Consider the following 19,128-nt stretch of genomic DNA (forward strand, 5'->3'; position numbering starts at 1 on the left):
AATCATTTCATTTTTTGTTCATTTCAAAATCCAGCATTGCCATAACTTACTGCTTTCCCTGCCATTGTTCCAGACATTGCAGTATTCCCATTTCTCATTCCTGTCCTGAAAGAATTTTCTTCATCTCAGAATAATCACGGTCGGAATATTTCTGCTCTGCTAAAGCAAGTACAGCTTCTGATACGCTGATATAAATATGTTTCTCATTTGCATCAAGAACATTCAGATGTTTCTTTACTGTCGTTGTGTCATTTCTCTCGATCGGTCCGGTCAGACCTGCCACCGGGCCATCTTCTGCTATATGCGATGCATTTCCCATAAATAACGGAACAAGTGCCTGCTCTGCCTGTTTCTCTTCAAATCCGCAGTCTTCCAGTAATGAAACTGCCGATCCATACAGACCATTCACCAGATTGCTGGCAAATACTGCAGCCGCATGATATTTTGTTTTATTTTCTGTTGAGAGAAGTACACAGTCATTTCCTAAAAGACGAATAAAGCGGCAAAGTTTATTTCCCCACTCTTCAGCACCTTCCACGGTAAAAAAACATTTCTGCATTTCCCTGTAGGATTTTGTCGTTGAACTGATTGCATACATAGGATGAATCGAATAACCAAAAGCTCCTGCCTCTGTTATACCTGAAAAAATATTAGATGTCATTGCACCACTACAATGACAGATCAGTTTGCCCTTGATATCAAAGGCTTTTATGCTGTCCCATACTGCTTCTATCCTTCCATCCGGAACGGTAAGCATCAGGACGTCACTTGCACAAACGATCTTCTTCAGATCATCAAATGCTTCGGTATTGGTAAATGCTGCAGCTTCTTTTGCACTCTCCACCTGTCTGCTGTAATATCCGGATACGGCTACTGTCTCCGGAAGGTTCTTTTGTATCTCTTCTTTATTCAGCTTCTGTTCAAGATACTTTCCAAGTGTAAAGCCTACTTTGCCTGCACCGATAAATCCAATCCTCATATGATCACCTGCTATCGCCTGTTCTATCTGTGGTGTACAATCAGGTATAGTTTCTTTCGAATACCATCCGTCATTTACAATACCATTTACAAGATAAAAAGTAAAGCAGGAGGACTTGAATTTATCATCATTTTTTCTCCTGCTTTTCTTATGTTTTTCATTCCATACAGATCATGGATCCATATCGGAAATCATCATTTTTATAATACATAAAAATTAATTATATTTTGCAATTACCTCTGCATTCGCCTTCATGGCTGCAGCTTCCATGGACTCACGCTCTGCCAAAAGTTTCTTCCTTACTTCTGCATTGCTGTTTCCTATGATCTGAAGTGCCAGATATGCTGCATTCTTGCTTCCGTTTATTGCTACAGTTGCTACAGGGATACCGGATGGCATCTGAACGATAGAAAGAAGTGCATCCATTCCATCTAATACAGAACCGGAAATTGGTACTCCGATAACCGGGATCACTGTCTGGCTTGCTACAACACCCGGAAGTGCTGCTGCCATACCTGCGGCAGTAATGATAACCTGTGTTCCATTATTATTTGCTTCTTCAATAAACTCTGAAAGTCCTGCATGTGCTCTGTGTGCAGACAGACATCTTACATCAACTGCTACTCCATACTCCTTTAAAATGCCGATTGCAGGCTCAACCTTTGGCAGGTCACTTGTTGATCCCATAATGATCGCTACTCTCATGTTTTTATCCTTCTTTCTTCCTTTTTATGTGTCATATCCCTGTGTCATACATGGCTTCATGCATGACACAATGGTATTTTACTTACTGTTCAGATACTGATCGATAATCTCACTTGCCCCTTCATAATCCATGGCATCCACCGTCATCTTCAGTGCATTTAAGAACTCAATATCAGCATCATTATACTCGTATCGGTCGATTTCTGCCAGTATTTCTTTTACAGCTCCAACATCGGCATCCCGTAAAAATGTACGCATATCTTTGAGCTGTCCACGATCCACTGCATCCCTGACTGTCTTTTCCTGCTGTTCAACCGGATTGATCTTCGCCAGATATAGTCCGATATCCTTAAACATACGCTTCAGCATGGATACAAATTCATGCGTATTTTCCTTTGCATACTGCATATTTCCTATATTGATCGCCGACTCCAGATTTGCAGCTTTCCGTTCGATGCTGTATGCGCCGATATTTCCACTGCTGCTCTTGATATCATGAATGATATTCCGATACCGTCTGACATCATCATCAATATATTCTTCCAGACGATCTACATCCGGCTCATAGTCTTCCTTGAATGCCGCAATAAAACGGTTAAAGGTATCAAAATTGCCTCCGATCATCTTCAATGCATTTTCAACTACAATGCTGTTCTCCAGAATATAAACATCATCCTTAAATCTGGATTCGCTGATATACTGTCTGATATTGCTTGTCTTTTCCTTGATCTTGTCCTCCGGAAGGAACAGACGGAAAATCCCTTCGATTCCATCCATTTCCAACGGTTTTACAAGTACGTCACTGAAGCCCTGCTTTATGATCTCATCTCTGCTGCTGTCTATATTGTTTTCTGAAAGTGCAATGATCGGAACCCGTTTGTATTCTTCTCCATCCAGGCTCCGGATCTCACGGACGGTATCTGCACCATCCATAACCGGCATGACTGTATCAATGAAGATCATATCATATGGAGTTACCATAACCTTGTCAATCGCTTCGAATCCGGATGAAGCAGTATCACAGATCAGCTCATAGGAATCAAATATAACCTTCTGGATCTGTATACTGACATCGGAATCGTCCACAAGAAGGATCCTGACATCCGGAAGCCAGATTCTTGAATTCGAATTACGGAATGCCTGCTCCCGTCGTTTGCTTACATTATAATTAACATAGCTGTAATCAAATACCTGCTGTATAATGGAGAAGCGTATCGTGGTTCCTGCTCCATAGGTACTGTCAACCTCCGGGGTTCCACCCATACTCTCGATCAACTGTCTTGCGATTGCCAGTCCGATACTGATATCAAAATTACCGATATCAGTTCTGTCATAAGAATCGTCCAGATCAAAGAAGCTGTCCAGACGTTCTTCCTTTACTCCGGTTCCGGTATCTGATATCACGATATCCAGATAAATGCTGTCCGGTCTGTCGCACTCTTCCGGAGCGATCTTTCTCCAGTCCACTTCAATGCTGATCGAACCTTCTTTGGTGGTCTTTGCAGCCCTCTGATACAGATTCATCAGGATCTCCTTCACCTTATCACGATCACCGATCAGACCATTTGGTATATCATCCTCAATGCTTACCTTTAAGGCAACCAGATCCCGGTTGATCATTTCCTTAAACTGAACTGCAAGCTCCTCGATCATATCTGAAACCGCATATTCTTTCTCCTGCAATTCCAGTGTTCCATCCTGTAAATTCGATAGTCTGGAAATTCCATCAATTATACCAAGGATCTCGTAGCTGGAACCATATACCGTGGATAACTGTTTTACCTCTTCTTCCGTCTTTGCCTCATCATTCCGCAAAAGCATCTCGCTGATCGCAAGGATTGAATTTAACGGTACACGGATCTCATGATTCAGATAGTTCACATAATCGTTCTTTGCACGGTTAGAACGCTCTGCCTGTTCATTTTTCTTGCTGAGTTCTTCTACCTGCTCCGTCTTTTTGCCAAGCAGATGTATCACATACCGGGCTACAAATATCACTGCCACGCAGATTGCTATGATCAATACCACGATCAGAACTCTGGAAAATGGAGTCTCCCAGAATTTCAACTGTTTTACAATAACAAAAGACAGCGGTTCTTCACAGGCAACACCATCAGAATTCTCTGCCGAAAGCACAAATGTATAATTTCCGCCCTCCAGATTTGTATACTCTGCTTCCAGATTATCCGTACCCGAAACAACACGGTCTTTATCGTCAAATCCATCAAGATAATATTTTACCTGAATATCCCCACGATTTACATAACTCAGAACAGAGAACTTGATCACGATTCGGTTCGTATCACCCGGAACGGTCATCTTACCATCCAGATCCGAGAACGCATACTCTTTATCATCTATCGTAACAGAAGCTATCCGTACCTTCGGTGGAACTTCATTTGTAAATACCTGATTCTGATCCAGCATACTGAAGCCGGTATCACAACAAACATAGACAACTCCATCTTCACTGATATAATTCGTTGAATTATCCGTAATATCAGAGATCAGTCCATCATTTTTCGTATATATCTCGCATTTCGGATCTGCCGAGCTTAACAGATCTCCTTCGTAATATTTCTGGATGCCACGGGAACCGAAGATCCAGAGGTCTCCTGCCTGATCCAATATCAGATTTGCCACAGAATTCGATGGATCAACTGCACTGATCTGACGGATCACGCCCTCCTGATAATAAAGTCCATTATCTGTTCCGATCCAGATACCATTGCTTCCACCAACAATGGAAGAAACAACATTCGAATTCAGTCCCTCTGACATAGATATCTTTTTCAGATTAGATTCCATGTCTATCGTATAAAGACCGGAACCATTGGACCCTGCATATAAGGTTCCATCCTCCGCCTGATACAGGGATATGATATCTGCATTTTCCATACCGGAAAATCTGCCGTAGCTGACTGTTACCTGTTCATCCTTCAATATGGAAATACCGCTCTCGGTTCCGATCGCCATGCTGCCATCCTTTAATTCAATGATACAGTTGACAGCATTACTGGTCAACAACGCGCCACTCTTATTATAGAATTTGTATTTACCCTTACTGTTCACCTTGATAACACCATAAATTCGGTAGGAACAGATCCACAGATTATTCTTTGAATCCACACAGAAATCACGGATACTTTTTCCATTTAACATTGTGACAAGATCAGAGTCACGGTCAAGAGTTCCGTCTGCATTTATGATCCGCAGGCCATCATCTGTACCGATATATAACTTTCCGCAATACTCCGTAATGCAGTTGACGATTGTCTCATCCAGACCATATTTCATGCTTCCATTCTGGAATTTACTTCTGGATAACAGCATCAGTCCTTTTCGATATGAGGTCATCCAGTAGTTCCCTTCAAAATCCTGGATTATGTCACTCATCGACTCATTAAATTCCAGACCGGTGACATACTTCATTTTTTTATTTTTGTTAATATAACCAACACCATCATCCGCAAGGACCCACAATTTATTATCAATCCGCTGGATCTTATTGATACCACTCAGTGCCGCTGTTGATAATAATTCAAAATCTTTGTTCGTCGTAAGATGTATAATTGTATGACCTACCGTACCAATATACCGTTCCCCATTCTCATCTACAAAAAGGCTGTTCAGATCTTCTTCTGTGTATTCCATCTTACTGATCTTGCTTACGATCTGATCATCCTTGATATTTACGATCGTATCGTTATTCACGATCGCATATACATAAGAACGATATCCACTGATTGCTGTTACATCCGGTGCAACAACATCATCATCCGCAACCAGCGTCATTTCACCGGATTCGTAATAATAAATACCGGATGAAGTAGCAAGCCATATTTTTCCTTCTTCATCTTCATACAGTCCACGGACGGTCGTAATCTCATCCTCTGTTGAATTCGATATACGATTAAAGCGTCCGTCTTTGTAAATAAATAAGCCATAGTTTTCCGTTCCTACATACAGATCCCCATTCGATGCCGCAAGAATACTGTTGATCATATAGGAACTGCTGTCGCTGTCTTCTCCCAGTGAAAATTTCCGAAACTGACTTCCATCATAACGGTACAGTCCGCTGTCCGTGCCGACCCATATGTATCCACTGGCAGACTGGCTGATGCAGTTTGCTTCCCCACTTTCAAAACCGTCATCTTCTGTGTACTTGGTCTGACTGTAATCTGATGTAAAATTCTCCTGTGCAAACACAGCAAGCCGTGGTGAAAAAAGTATCATCACGGCTACTGCTATTAATATGATCATTCTGATTTTTGAATGTAACTGCTTCATAGTTTTCTTATGCACCTAATAAAAATGCTACATATCCTTTTTTAGTTTCATAAATATCTGCTTTGGAAGTGATCTCCCATGGAGCATGCATGTTTAATACGGCCACACCACAGTCCACAACTTCCATTCCATATAATGATAAAATATAAGCGATCGTACCGCCACCGCCAACATCTACTTTACCAAGCTCTGCAGTCTGATAGTATACTCCGGCATCATCCATTACCTTACGGATAGCTGCAAGATACTCTGCATTTGCATCATTGGAACCGGATTTGCCTCTTGCTCCTGTAAACTTGTTAAATACCATGCCTTCACCAAAGATAGCTGCATTCTTCTTGTCAAATGCACTTGCAAAGGTTGGATCATAACCTGCGGATACGTCAGAGGATAACATTCTGGAGGATGCCAGACATCTTCTGAGGGCCAGTTCATTATAACAGCCCATCGCATTCATGATCTCAGCAACTGTATTCTCAAAGAAATGAGACTGCATTCCGGTTGCACCCACGCTTCCGATCTCCTCTTTATCTGTCAACAGACAGCAGGTCGTCTTTTCTACATCTTCTGCTTCCAGCATCGCAACCATAGATGTATATGCACATACCCTGTCATCCTGTCCGTATGCCATGATCATACTCTCATCAATTCCGCAGTTTCTTGCCTTTCCTGCCGGAACGATCTCAAGCTCTGCTGAAATGAAATCTTCTTCCTTTATTCCATATTTCTTCTTCAGAAGTGCAAGCACCTGTTCCTTTACGGCTTCTTTTTCTTTTCCCTTTAACGGCTTACTTGCAAATAAGATATCCAGTTCTTCTCCCTCGATAACTTTATTTGCCTTTTTTTCCATCTGAGCACCGGCAAGATGGATCAGCAGATCGGTAACACAAAATACCGGATCATTCTTGTCTTCCCCAATGTTTACTTCTACAACTTCTCCGTCTGTCTTAGCAACTACACCATGAATAGCAAGTGGTAAGGTTACCCACTGATACTTCTTGATTCCTCCATAATAATGCGTATCCAGATAAGCAAATCCCTCTTTCTCGTATAATGGGATCTGTTTGATATCCATACGTGGGGAATCGATATGTGCGCCAAGAATGTTCATACCCTTTTCGATATTCTTCTTACCGATATTGAACAGCGCTACGGTCTTATTCATCCATACTGCATATACCTTTGAACCTTTTGTCAGCTTCTTTCCTTCTTTGATAACATCCTGAATATCTTCATATCCGGCTTTCTTCACCTGTTTTACGATCTCTTTTACACATTCCCGCTCCGTCTTTCCTGTATCCAGGAATTCACGGTAGGATTTACATAATTTTTCCAGCTTTGCAAGTTCTTCCTTGTCATAACTGTTCCATGCATTTTTATCTTTCATTTTTATGCCTCCTAAACATATAAGTCATTGCTTATACTCTTTTTTATATATATAATGGCACTTCTGCGGATCCTGTATGTCACAAGGCCGAGAATTACCAGATAGATTGCAAAGATCATAAGAGAATCCATCTTTGTAAACTTAAATAAACAAAAACCGACTCCACAAAGGATCATGGATACCAGAATAGCAATCGCCATATTAAAGAATGCATTCAGATTGCCCCTGAGCGCTCCGTATTCATCTTCCCAGTTCAGCTTCGGATGTGTTGCATCCAGCCAGAGTCCGATATAGGTGCAGCATACAACCGATAAGAACCCGATCACAATAAAGTAAATGGCCGCAGGCACATTGATATGCATACAGATGCACAACACAATGATCGTTACTGCAACTGTGATGCCGCTGTATACCAGACTGACACCTGCCTTGATCCCGATCTGCGTCCGATAGCTGACCGGTGCATATTTGATAAAGCTGAAATGATCTCCCTCTCTTGTAAACGAGGTCGATGCAATACTGTTCATTGCTGTTGCAAAGAAGGAAATGATCAGTACCAGCAATAATACGATCAGATCGGATGCTACAAAACCTTTGGAAAGCAGCTTCTCAAATGAAGTCATAAAATTCTTCGTCGCAGGCAGAACAAACAATGCCACCGCAAGAACCGGCCATATAATATTTACCATTACACAATATTTGCGATATGCCGGTGTCCGGTATAGTATCTTACATTCCTTCAGAAAATATGCTTTGCGAATACTTTTTTTCACATAAGCTGCATCAGAAACCACATCTTCTTTCTTCTCTGCTTTTCCGACAGATGAAACCAGATATACGCCACGCAGATACAACTTACTTCCAAGGAAAAACAACAGACCTGCCATAACCACATTTAACAGGATGAACAGCAGGAAATATGCAATGTTGTTCGTTTCAAGTGCTTTTAAGAATACAGGAACCGTAAAGAATATCTTTCCCATGATTGCTGTAAACATATTGTTATGATTCATCAGACCATCAATATAATTGTTAATATTGATGCTGTCCATCTGAATAAACGATAATAAAAAAAGTCCGAGGAAAATAACGGTTACCAGTCCTGTCACGGCATCCACATTCCGAAACAGTTTTATCCGGCTTAAAAATGCCATACATAGCAGGGCAAAAATTCCACAATATACAAGTGGAAGGATCGGAAGCAGTGCAACTCCGACCAATGCAGTCAGTGCAGATACCGACTTAAATCCGGCAGCTATGAAGTAACCTATAAAGCCACTGAATAAAACCATAAACTCCATAACACTCTCTGCAATATATGCATTTACAAATTTGGCTGCTACGATCTCACCCGGCTTTACCGGAAGCGGAAGCAGATGATCCAGATCCGATGAAAAAAACAATACATTAAACAGTACCATTACCGAAAAGATCATGCCAAATACGGACATCAACTGTATGATCAGCTCTACACCTTCCGTCATTCCTCCGGCTTCTATCAGTGCTTCTGTCATAATATATACAATAAATCCAACGACCAGACAACAGGGAACCATGATACAGAACATGGCAAGTGAACCAAGTGTCTTATATGCCTTCGCTTTTTCTCCGGTGTCCGGCATCGTCATCTCTGTATCCTTTGCCATTACTCTGGTCAAATACAAAAAATTCTTCATAAGCACTCTATTCCTCATGTGTCATTTCTATAAATATATCTTCCAGTGACTTATTCTTATGTGCGGCAACCAGATCATCCAGCGTTCCCTGATAGATATCATGACCTTTCTTGATCATGATGATATTATCACACAATTTCTCTGCAACTTCCAGAACATGCGTTGAGAAAAATACGCAGTTACCTTCATCCGCATGCTCCCGCATCATCTTCTTTAATTCATATGCCGCATTCGGATCCAATCCGGTCATCGGTTCATCTAAGATCCAGACCGGTGGTTTATGTACTAATGCGCCTATTACCATCATTTTCTGGCGCATACCATGCGAATAGCTGACCATTTGTTTATTTAAGCTGTCTTCCATACCAAAACGCCCAACCATTTCCTCTAACCGCTTCTTACGGTCAGTCTCTGATACACCATAAATATCTGCAATGAAATTTACATATTCCAGTCCTGTTAACCGTAAAAAGATATCAGGATTATCTGCAATATATCCAATCGACTGTTTTGCCTCAAGCGGCTCTTTCCGGATATCATGACCATTGATCTGAACGCTGCCCTCTGTCGGTTTTAAAATACCGGTCAGCATCTTGATCGTTGTTGTCTTCCCCGCACCATTCTGCCCTACGAATCCGACGATCTCACCTTTCTTAATATGAAAGCTTAAATTGTTTACGGACACAAAATCTTTACCGTAAATTTTCTTTAAGTTATTGGCTATTATCATTCTTTATCTTCTCCCGGTTCTTATCTGTCACACCATCGTTTCTATCTGGTCTGTCATTTATCAAAATACTTCTTTCCATTTGGTTTTAATTATACCAAGCCCCTAATCTCTTTACAATATAAATATACCAAAGGCAGCCTGAAAATACTCTGCATAGTAACAGGCTGCCATCTTCTTTATATGATTGTCCGCGGACATTTTACTGTTTATAAGTTGATACTGTCATCAAAATGAAAGGCATAGATGATCTTCTCTGTTACCATTCTTCCGGTAAGCTGATGTATCGTCTTTGCATACATATCAAGCTGTACATGATAACGGCTGACCAGATCCGATATCTGATCCACCCGGTCTGTCTTGTAGTCCATTAAAACCACCTGATCTCCTTCCAGAAAATAGGCATCGATCACTCCCTGAACTACGACCATATCCTTGCTGCCTTTATACTCCGGTGATATATCTTCCGGCTTCATGCCGATATAAAACTGCTGCTCCCGGTATAAGGTATGGTTCTTCTGTGCTTCTGCCATACGGATTCCGAGTGGGCTGTTGACCATGTTATAAATCTTATCTGCACGAACATGCTCTCTGTACCGTTCTTCCAGATATCCATGATCAAAAAATGACCGGATCTGCTCTCTGATCTCATCCATGCTGTTTCTTGTAAAATCAATAAGCTCCATGATCTTATGGATCACAGTACCCATCTCATTTCCTTTTACAGGCTCCTCCTTCATGCGGGAATGAAGCACCGGTATTGTAAGCTCTGCTTCTGTCACAGGCGGCTGATACAGGTCAGATCCCGGATTCTCCTCTCCGCGGTGTGCAAGTCGTTTGATCTCTGTAACGGACATCTTATTTTTTACTGCCTGCTCTGTTTTATATGGGTAGGTATAATCTAAAAGTTCCTTATACTTTTCATATAACTGCAGTTCATCCTCTGTCTGTACAGCTTTTTTTTCTGACATATCTATATTTGTCCCGGCAGGTATCTGATTCTGATAGCCGGTCTTTGCAAGTACCCAGGTTGCATAAGTATCCTTTCTGCATACAATATCTTCTGATACGATATGCATAGATAACGCCGATAAGATCCAGTCCATAAAACAGCCGGCTTCCATTCTGGTGATATATGGAAGCTCCATCCGCATCTGTCCGGACGCTTCAATAAGAAAATCAGTCTGCAGCGGATAATCAAAGACTGCCTTTTCCGCTCCGGGGCCTTTTACCGCCGCTGTCATATATAACTTTTCTTTTGCTCTTGACAGGGCAACATATAAGATACGGATCTCCTCCGCCAGCTTCTCTGCATTCATGACACTGAGCATAGCCGCTCTTGCAAATGTTTTCTTCTTCGCACGGTTCTTCCGGTCAATCGCATAACCTGCCAGATAGCTGTCTGCATTTACCGTCACCGGAGATAAGGCATCCAGATTCGAAAAACGATTTGCCAGTCCACTGACAAATACAACCGGAAATTCCAGTCCCTTGCTCTTATGCATCGTCATCATCACAACAGAATCGTCATCATCTCCAAGCACCGACGCTTCTGCAAAATCCAGATCATTCGTCTTCAGCCGGTCCATGTAACGCAGGAAATTAAACAATCCACGAAAACTGCTGTCCTCATAGGTATCCGCTTTCTGGATCAGCATATCGATATTTGCCTGTCTTCGTTTTCCCGACTGCATCGCGCCAACAAACCAATAATATCCTGTCTGCTCCAATATCGAATGAAGCAGTTCACTGATACTCATATAGTTTTTATCTGCCTTCCAGCTATCCAGCATACGAAGAAACTGTCGAAGCTCCTCTGAAGCTTCTGAGTCCGGCTTTTCTGCATAATAACAGACCTTCTGATAAAAACTCGCCGTCCGCACCAGATTCTTCTCATGATCCTTGAAGTCCCGGTCATAGATACCTACAATCTCTGCAAGCTCCTGTTCCTTTACACCTGCAAGCGGTGAACGAAGGACTGCTGCAAGTGCATAATCCTGATGGGAATTATCGATTACCGCCAGCATATCAAGCAGGGTACTGATCTCGATCGCATCAAAATATCCACTCTCGCTCTCTACAAATAATGGAATCCCACGCTCCGCAAATGCTTCCTCAAAGGCTTTCGCATTCTTCTTCACACTTCGCATCAATACCGCAATATCCCGGTAAGAAACCCTTCTGGTCTCTCCGTTATCTCCATCCGGAATATAAAGTGGTTTATCACCCTTCACTAACTCATAGATCTCATCTGCGATCATCCGTGCCTCTATATCCACATTTGTTAACGACCGTATCTCTTCCGGCTGGGATTTCTCCGGATCTGCGCAATCATTCCTTACGATCAGGATCTCGGATCCATACCCCATATTATTCTTGTCCTGTCTTCCGATATGCAGCTTTGCCGATTCATCATAATCGATCCCGCCCAGATTCTCTGACATCAACGGTTCAAAGATCTGGTTGATCGTATCAATCACCTTTCCTGCACTTCGGAAATTATTCGAAAGCAGGATCTTCTGATCTTCTGCATCTTCCCGGTCAGAATATGTATTATATTTATTCAGGAACAGATCCGGTCTTGCCATACGAAAACGGTAGATACTCTGCTTGATATCCCCCACCATAAACATATTCTTCCGATCTTCTCCGTGACCTGTCACACAATTTAAGATATCCTCCTGTAAAAAGTTGCTGTCCTGATATTCATCGATCAGGATCTCACGATACCGTCTGGCAACCGTCTTTCCTGCTTCCGATGGAATCACACAGCCATTCTCATCCGTTCCTGCACACAGGATGTCATAGGCAAATTCTGAAATATCCCGGAATTCATACAGATTCCTGTCGAGCTTCTCTTCCTTTAACCGATCCATATAGGAACGTGTCAGGGATAATAACGCTAACAATGGTCCCTTCATCATCGCACATTCTGCAAGTATGACATCTGTCGGACGAAACAATGCCATCATGTCCTTTACACTCCCACGATAGGTCTGCATAGTCGTCTTTACATACTGCTGTTTCTCCGGATCACAGGCTGCGATACGCTTCAGATTGGAAAATTTGGAAACCCTTTTATATGCTTCATCCATATCTGCCGCCTGTCTCAGATTTCGCAGTAATTCCAGATCTGAACGTATAATAGGATCATAACCTGCAGGGCCATCTGCTTCGCCTGCAATCTCTAAGCACTGTTCTGCCTGACCGATCGCTGAATCAAGCGTGTCTGCTACGATCTGCATATAATCCCGATACCATTTTAAGGTATATAATTCTTCCTTTGTTGATACTTCAAGTGCCGCTTCTGCTTCATTTATCCAGCGTTCCGGCTTCGGATAACCGGAAGCAACCCGGTAGATCTGATAGACCAGCTCCCGGATCTTCTCATCCGATTCTTTTCTCGCAAAGCTGTCTACCAGTCCGATAAATTCATCGGATGCTTCCTGATATTTCTGTTCTAATACTTCATCCAATATATCATTCTTGATCAGATCCATCTCTGCATTATCTGCTATATCAAAAGAGGAATCGATCCCGATCATCTGAAAATAGTCTTTTACGATTCCAAGGCAGAAACTGTCGATCGTCATAATATCTGCCCGTGGCAGCAGGGATAACTGCTTAACGATATGCTCATCCTCCGGATGATCTTCGGCTGCCTGCTCAAGCTTATCCGCAATCTTCTCCTTCATCTGGGCTGCCGCAGCTCTGGTAAATGTTACAACCAGAACCTCATCAATATCGATTTTCTCCTCTGCCTTATTGCCATCCGCATCAACTCCCATGACCATCTCAAGAATCCGTTCTACAAGGACAGCCGTCTTACCGGAGCCTGCCGCAGCAGATACCAGAAGATTACCATGTCTGGAATTAATGACTGATTTCTGTTCATCTGTCCATGAAATACCCATCTCTGCTACTCCTCCCTGTACCGCTTAAGCTTCTCGTTATCCGGTCTGCGATATTGATTTCCGCCATTCTTGACATCAAAATGACAGATATTCTTAAACTCACAATAATCACAGCCTGTATTGCTCTTATTCTTATATGGCTCGATCGCGATCTTTCCCTCTGCGATCTGACTTCCAAGTTCTTCTATATTCTCTCTCGTCAATTCCATGATCGTCCGGATCTGGTCTGCCGATACCACATTCTCACTTTTCTTGATGTCACCATTTTTATCAAGTTTTACCGGAAGTGACTGATTGCAGGTATGATCCATCTTCTGTATCACGGCAGGTGATTCATTGACAAATCCCTGCAGCTTCATTTTCTCCATTCTCTCAGCGTCTAATTTCTCCTGATCCGAGAATTCCGGCTGCTCTGTATCGGTATCAATCTCCGAAGATTCAATCTCGATCACCGGATCATCAAAGCTGTAATATAATAAACCGGCGATCTGAATATTCTTATCGGGATAGATCATTTTTTCAATCTCATATGCGATCGCAGAATAGGTCACAAGCTGAAGCTGTTCTCCATTCAGGACTTCCTCCAGACTGAGTTTTCTGGTGGATGATTTGTAGTCGATCACCTTGATATAAACCGTTCCATCCTCTTCTTCCACATCCACACGGTCAATCTTACCATTGATGCTCATCCGGATCTGATTTGGAAGCTCAAACAGATAAGAACCGACTTCATCCTTTGCGGAATCAAAGGTCTTTTCCAGCATTCCAGGCTTCATGCTACCAAGTCTTATATGCTTCTGTAACATACCAGCGGATGTCTGTGCCATACGTTCGATCATCTGAAGCATGTAGGCATTTCTTGCATTATCTTCAAAGAAATCTCCTGCCGATTCCTCTGCTGCACGATTTACAAGCTCCGTGACCATCAGCATTCTCTCATCTTCCGGAAAATTCTCCCAGTCATTATTTCTGGTGTCTCTTACCTGCTTAAACAGTCCTTCCATTACACTGTGAAGGATAACTCCGACATTTCTGACATCGACCTGATACATTTCCCGCTCTTTTAAACGCAGACCATATTTTAAGAAATATGCAAATCCGCATCTGGCATATAATTCAAGCTTCGATACTGATGCATGCAGATATCTGCCATATAACAGGGCGATCGTCTCCGGTGGAAGCTGTTCTGCCACGTTTCTGTATGCTCTGCCTTTATAAATGGCTGTCAATTCTCTGGCAAATCCTTTTTCCGTCAAAATTCTTGTCAGAATCCGGCTCTCAGCATCTTCGCTATCATCTTCCTCTGTCCGGAGTATCCGTCTTAATGAACGGTTGACGGTATCCGGCATACAGGAAGCAGCATCATACTCCTCTGCCTGAAGGGATGGAAAAATACTGCTGATCCTTCCAAGCAGATAAGACGGACGCATGCTTTCAAGTGATGTGCTTAATTTATGATACGATATATACAGATGATCGGATGGTTTCGTCAATATCGTATAGATATAAAACTGCTCGATATAGCTGTTCTGTTTGTCGGATGGAGCAAGCTCCAGGCCGCAGTCTGACAAAATATCCCGGTCTCTGTCACTCAGGATTCTTCCCTTTTTCGGTGCTTTTGGCACGATTCCATCATTGACCGATGTAAAGAATAACACCTTTATGTGATTTAATCTTGACCTTGTGATATCTCCGATCAACACCCGGTCAACCGTAGGCGGTACAACACCGACTTCAATATCTGAAAGTCCGGTATCCACGATCTCATAGAACTCTTTCACGCTCATCTTCGTATCGCCTAAGAGTTCCGCAATCTTATCAAATAACCGGACCGTTTTCTCAAAGATCTGACCATACGCATCTCCTTCATTGATCCGGTTTTCTTCATATAATTCATTCTTTCTGGCTTCTAACTTCTCATACATATGGATCTGAAGCAGAAAGTCATAAAGGGCTTCCACATAATCTTTTGTGACTGCCTTTTTATCTGCAAAGACCTTACGGATATCCCCAAACATATTCATAAATGCCTGACGGATCTCTTCTACATTTACCGGAGAGGTCTTCTCATAGTTTTCAGATACTGCCCGGTTCCATCTGCTGTAGCCACGGACACCACGCTTTAATGCATAATTTTCCAGAAGCTCTATATCCTCAAAGGCCAGATCTGTCATACCCGCTTTTAAGAACCGGAACACACTGTCATAGGAGAAATCATCTGCCAGAACCGCCAGTACACTTCGGATCGTTTCCGCACATGGATTTGCTTTCAGGCAGGCATTTGCATCGATAAATACAGGTATCTCATATTCATCCATCACCCGTTCATAGATGTGGGATGCCTGTTCCAGATCTCCCGCTACGATCGCGATATCCTTATAACGGTATCCTTTCTCCCGTACGAGCCTCCTTATCGTAGATGCGACAAATACGATCTCGTCCTGCGCATCTCCTGTCGCTGTCAGATGGATCCGCTCCAATGGCTGCTTCCATTTCTGATACGGACTACGGAACAAATTCCGCTCCAGGAAAAACAGTTCCCGGTTCTCCCCCAGACGATAGTTGATTGTTCCAGGCAGAACGACCGGAGACTCAATCTCCACACCAGCGGCTGCTGCCGCTTCTGTTAATTTCTTTATCGTAGTCTTTGTCAGATAGAATAATTCGTAGTCTTTTATATGCTCATACTTCTGATCTCTGTCATCTAATGTAAAGGAAAAGGTCAGATCATCCGCACAGGTCATCAACTTCTCAACAAGTTCAAGCTGTACCGGTGTAAATCCAGTAAACCCATCAAAATACAGCGAACTGCCACACACAAGTTTAGACTGGTCAACATGTCTGGTCAACAGTTCCACCAACTGTTCTGCCACAATATAGCGTTCACCTGCAAATGCTTCAAATTCTTCGTAAATGTGTCTGATATCCTGCATTTTACCTGCAACAACGCTGTCCTCCGGAATCTGCTCCATGATCTCATCGATCGTATCCTGCTTGATATTATACTGGAAGATCTCCGACATCATGGATTTCATCTCATCCACAAATCCAAGCTTGTCGTAATAGCTTCCATATACCTGTAAGGTGTCCTGCTGTTCACATAAGATCTTCTTGATCAGCATACTTTTTCCAAAGTCTTCCAGCACCTGTCCGGTGCTGATCCCCAGTTCATCAAATACACGATATGCCAGCCGGTTCATGCCGATCGCATCAATATTCATCATGCCTCCGGCCGGATGCATGGTAACCAGTTCTCTCTGTGCTTCCATCGTATACTGTTCCGGCACGATCAGATAAAAGTTCCGCTCCGGTTCTTTTATCGATGCCTGAATGATTTCATTGTAAATCTGTCTGGATTTCCCTGAGCCGGATGCTCCAAGTAAGAATCGAACTGACATAACGGTCTCCTTTCACTCATCTGTCAAGCAATACTCTTTTTCTGGCTTTCTCTTTGCTAAGCCATATTTACTTCAATATTGTTTTACTAACCATCTGTTCTTTGGTTATATTTTATTTTCTCTGTGAATACAATATAGTAATAATAAATGAGGGGAATATTTATATGGCATCCACAAAGCTTATCGTTTTAAAATCTAAAGAAATCATATACACGGTTATTTTTCTCGGACTTGTCGCCCTGTTTATCATCATACTGACGATCATGTTCAAAAAACCTGCCACCGTTTCAGAAACTGCTTCTTCGAATACCGCTTCTGAAACAACGGAGCCTTCTTATAACCCCGGTACATATGATTCAACTATCACGCTCGGCGAATCTACTCTGTCTGTTATGGTTACGGTTGATGATCATTCTATCCAGGATGTTGCGCTCTCCAATCTGGACGAAAGTGTCACCACCATGTATCCGCTCCTGTCGTCTTCTTTAGAGGCGATCAACACCGACCTGCAGTATGTGTCATCGATTGACGACCTCACTGTTTCCGGCGATACCAAGTATACCTCGATGCTGCTGATCAACGCTATCAAAGAGGCACTCGCCAAGGCTGTGGTTCAATGAAATAGAACGATATATGCCAGGCAACTGACTATTGTTACGCAAAACGTTCCCACTCTATCCTCGACGTAGCGGTACATAAGGCTGCAAAAGACGCAGCCTAAGTACCGACGCGAGTAACTGAGACCTTAGCGAGGCTTACCGAGGTTAGTTCGAAGTTACACAGAAGTGGACAGGTTTGCTGCACAATATCAGTTGTCCGGCATATATCTGTTTATTGACATAACACCGTTTCCAGCCTTGGCTATTGTTACTGTACAATCACCTAAGTAGTCTGCTACATAAGGACATTCTACTCAGGTGATTTGTGTTTCTATACCAAGATGCGTTATGTAACATTCCTGTACGTCAGATTTTTGTGCGCTGAGCCAGTATTCTTCCCAGCCTTGTCTGCGCTGCCTTTCAATCATAAATCGCATAGTCAAATATTTCTTTGTATGCTTACCACAATACAGAAGGATGGTAGGTGTGGCCGGTACGCAGCTTTGATATCAAAGACAGAGAATGTGTGTAGATATTTTTATTTGACGGCCTTTTCTCACGTCGGTACTTAACGAATCGCATAAGCGATGAGTTTAGAACCGCTACGTGAGAATAGAGTGAAAACGCCCGAAAAATAAAAGATATCTACATCACATTCTCGTCCTTATACCATAACGTAAAGGCTAGCGTCTAATGCTTGGTTACGATGTCGTTCCGGTCTTTATAGATGCTGTTTGATGGCACATAGCCTCTGACACGGGACAATGGGTAGATGTTTGAATGTGAGCCGATCACGGTTCCCGGATTTAAAACGCTGTTACAACCAACCTCTACATAGTCACCAAGCATTGCACCAAATTTCTTCATACCGGTTGCAATATCGAAGTCCGCGCCTTTGACATGCACCAGTGTTTTGTCTGACTTGACATTAGAGGTAATGCTGCCTGCTCCCATATGAGAATGGAAGCCAAGGATCGAATCACCTACATAGTTATAATGTGGAACCTGCACATTATTAGAGATAATGACATTCTTTAACTCTGTGGAGTTACCAACAACGCAGTTATCTCCCACTAAAGCACTTCCACGGATAAATGCACACTGTCTGACCTCTGTATCTTTTCCAATAATACATGGGCCTGCAATATAAGCAGAATCAAATACAGTTGCTGATTTATGAATCCAGATATTTTCACCACGTTTCTCATACTCTTCCGGATCTAAGCTGTTTCCAAGTTCAATAATAAAGTCCTTGATCTTCGGAAGCGCTTCCCACGGATATGTAACGCTTTCAAGCAATGGCTTTGCTGCTGTTTCTGTCAGATCATATAATTCTTTGATCGTTACCTGTTTTACTGTTTCATTATTCATTTTCTTATACCTCACTATCTTTTTCAGAATTTAATAGAAAACAATCATTTATCCGCAAAGGACAATTTTTATCTAAAAAAAT

10 protein-coding genes are annotated in these 19,128 nt (G+C 42.4%); 1 reads left to right on the top strand and 9 read right to left on the bottom strand.

Translation table 11 applies throughout. The features are described 5' to 3' along the window. Window positions 1-94: 94 nt before the first annotated feature. From DXB77_RS07370 to DXB77_RS07405, 8 genes are all read right to left on the bottom strand, one after another. On the bottom strand, window positions 95-979 hold the full coding sequence (locus DXB77_RS07370) for a Rossmann-like and DUF2520 domain-containing protein (protein WP_118483829.1): 885 nt from the start codon (window positions 977-979) through the stop codon (window positions 95-97). A gap of 216 nt (window positions 980-1,195) precedes the next feature. Next, a complete protein-coding gene (gene purE, locus DXB77_RS07375) occupies window positions 1,196-1,684 on the bottom strand; it encodes a 5-(carboxyamino)imidazole ribonucleotide mutase (protein ID WP_021944038.1) in 489 nt (162 codons plus the stop codon). 78 nt (window positions 1,685-1,762) lie between these two features. Then, a complete protein-coding gene (locus DXB77_RS07380) occupies window positions 1,763-5,974 on the bottom strand; it encodes a hybrid sensor histidine kinase/response regulator (RefSeq protein WP_242996128.1) in 4,212 nt (1,403 codons plus the stop codon). A gap of 7 nt (window positions 5,975-5,981) precedes the next feature. Beyond that, entirely contained in the window at window positions 5,982-7,361 is a 1,380-nt protein-coding gene (locus DXB77_RS07385) for an aminopeptidase (RefSeq protein WP_021944036.1), read from the bottom strand. 11 nt (window positions 7,362-7,372) lie between these two features. Then, window positions 7,373-9,037, bottom strand: a complete 1,665-nt coding sequence (locus tag DXB77_RS07390) for a hypothetical protein (protein ID WP_226801091.1) — start codon at window positions 9,035-9,037, stop codon at window positions 7,373-7,375. A 7-nt stretch (window positions 9,038-9,044) separates the two neighbouring features. Next, window positions 9,045-9,767, bottom strand: coding sequence for an ABC transporter ATP-binding protein (locus DXB77_RS07395; protein ID WP_117808372.1), 723 nt, complete (start codon window positions 9,765-9,767; stop codon window positions 9,045-9,047). A gap of 206 nt (window positions 9,768-9,973) precedes the next feature. Then, entirely contained in the window at window positions 9,974-13,678 is a 3,705-nt protein-coding gene (addA, locus tag DXB77_RS07400; RefSeq protein WP_118662921.1) for a helicase-exonuclease AddAB subunit AddA, read from the bottom strand. A 5-nt stretch (window positions 13,679-13,683) separates the two neighbouring features. After that, window positions 13,684-17,076: a PD-(D/E)XK nuclease family protein gene (locus DXB77_RS07405; protein ID WP_118662922.1), complete on the bottom strand. Its 3,393-nt coding sequence runs from the start codon at window positions 17,074-17,076 to the stop codon at window positions 13,684-13,686. Window positions 17,077-17,240: 164 nt separating this feature from the next. Between DXB77_RS07405 and DXB77_RS07410 the strand changes: the two genes are divergently transcribed. Further along, the gene (locus DXB77_RS07410; protein WP_021944031.1) at window positions 17,241-17,696 is read left to right on the top strand and encodes a hypothetical protein; all 456 of its coding nucleotides are present in this window, start codon (window positions 17,241-17,243) and stop codon (window positions 17,694-17,696) included. Between the two features lie 669 nt (window positions 17,697-18,365). Here the strand turns inward: DXB77_RS07410 and DXB77_RS07415 are convergent. Beyond that, window positions 18,366-19,046, bottom strand: coding sequence for a UDP-N-acetylglucosamine pyrophosphorylase (locus DXB77_RS07415; RefSeq protein ID WP_118662923.1), 681 nt, complete (start codon window positions 19,044-19,046; stop codon window positions 18,366-18,368). Window positions 19,047-19,128: the final 82 nt, after the last annotated feature.

This window comes from Clostridium sp. OM05-9 (assembly GCF_003481465.1).
Taxonomy (GTDB): Bacteria; Bacillota; Clostridia; order Lachnospirales; family Lachnospiraceae; genus Coprococcus; species Coprococcus ammoniilyticus.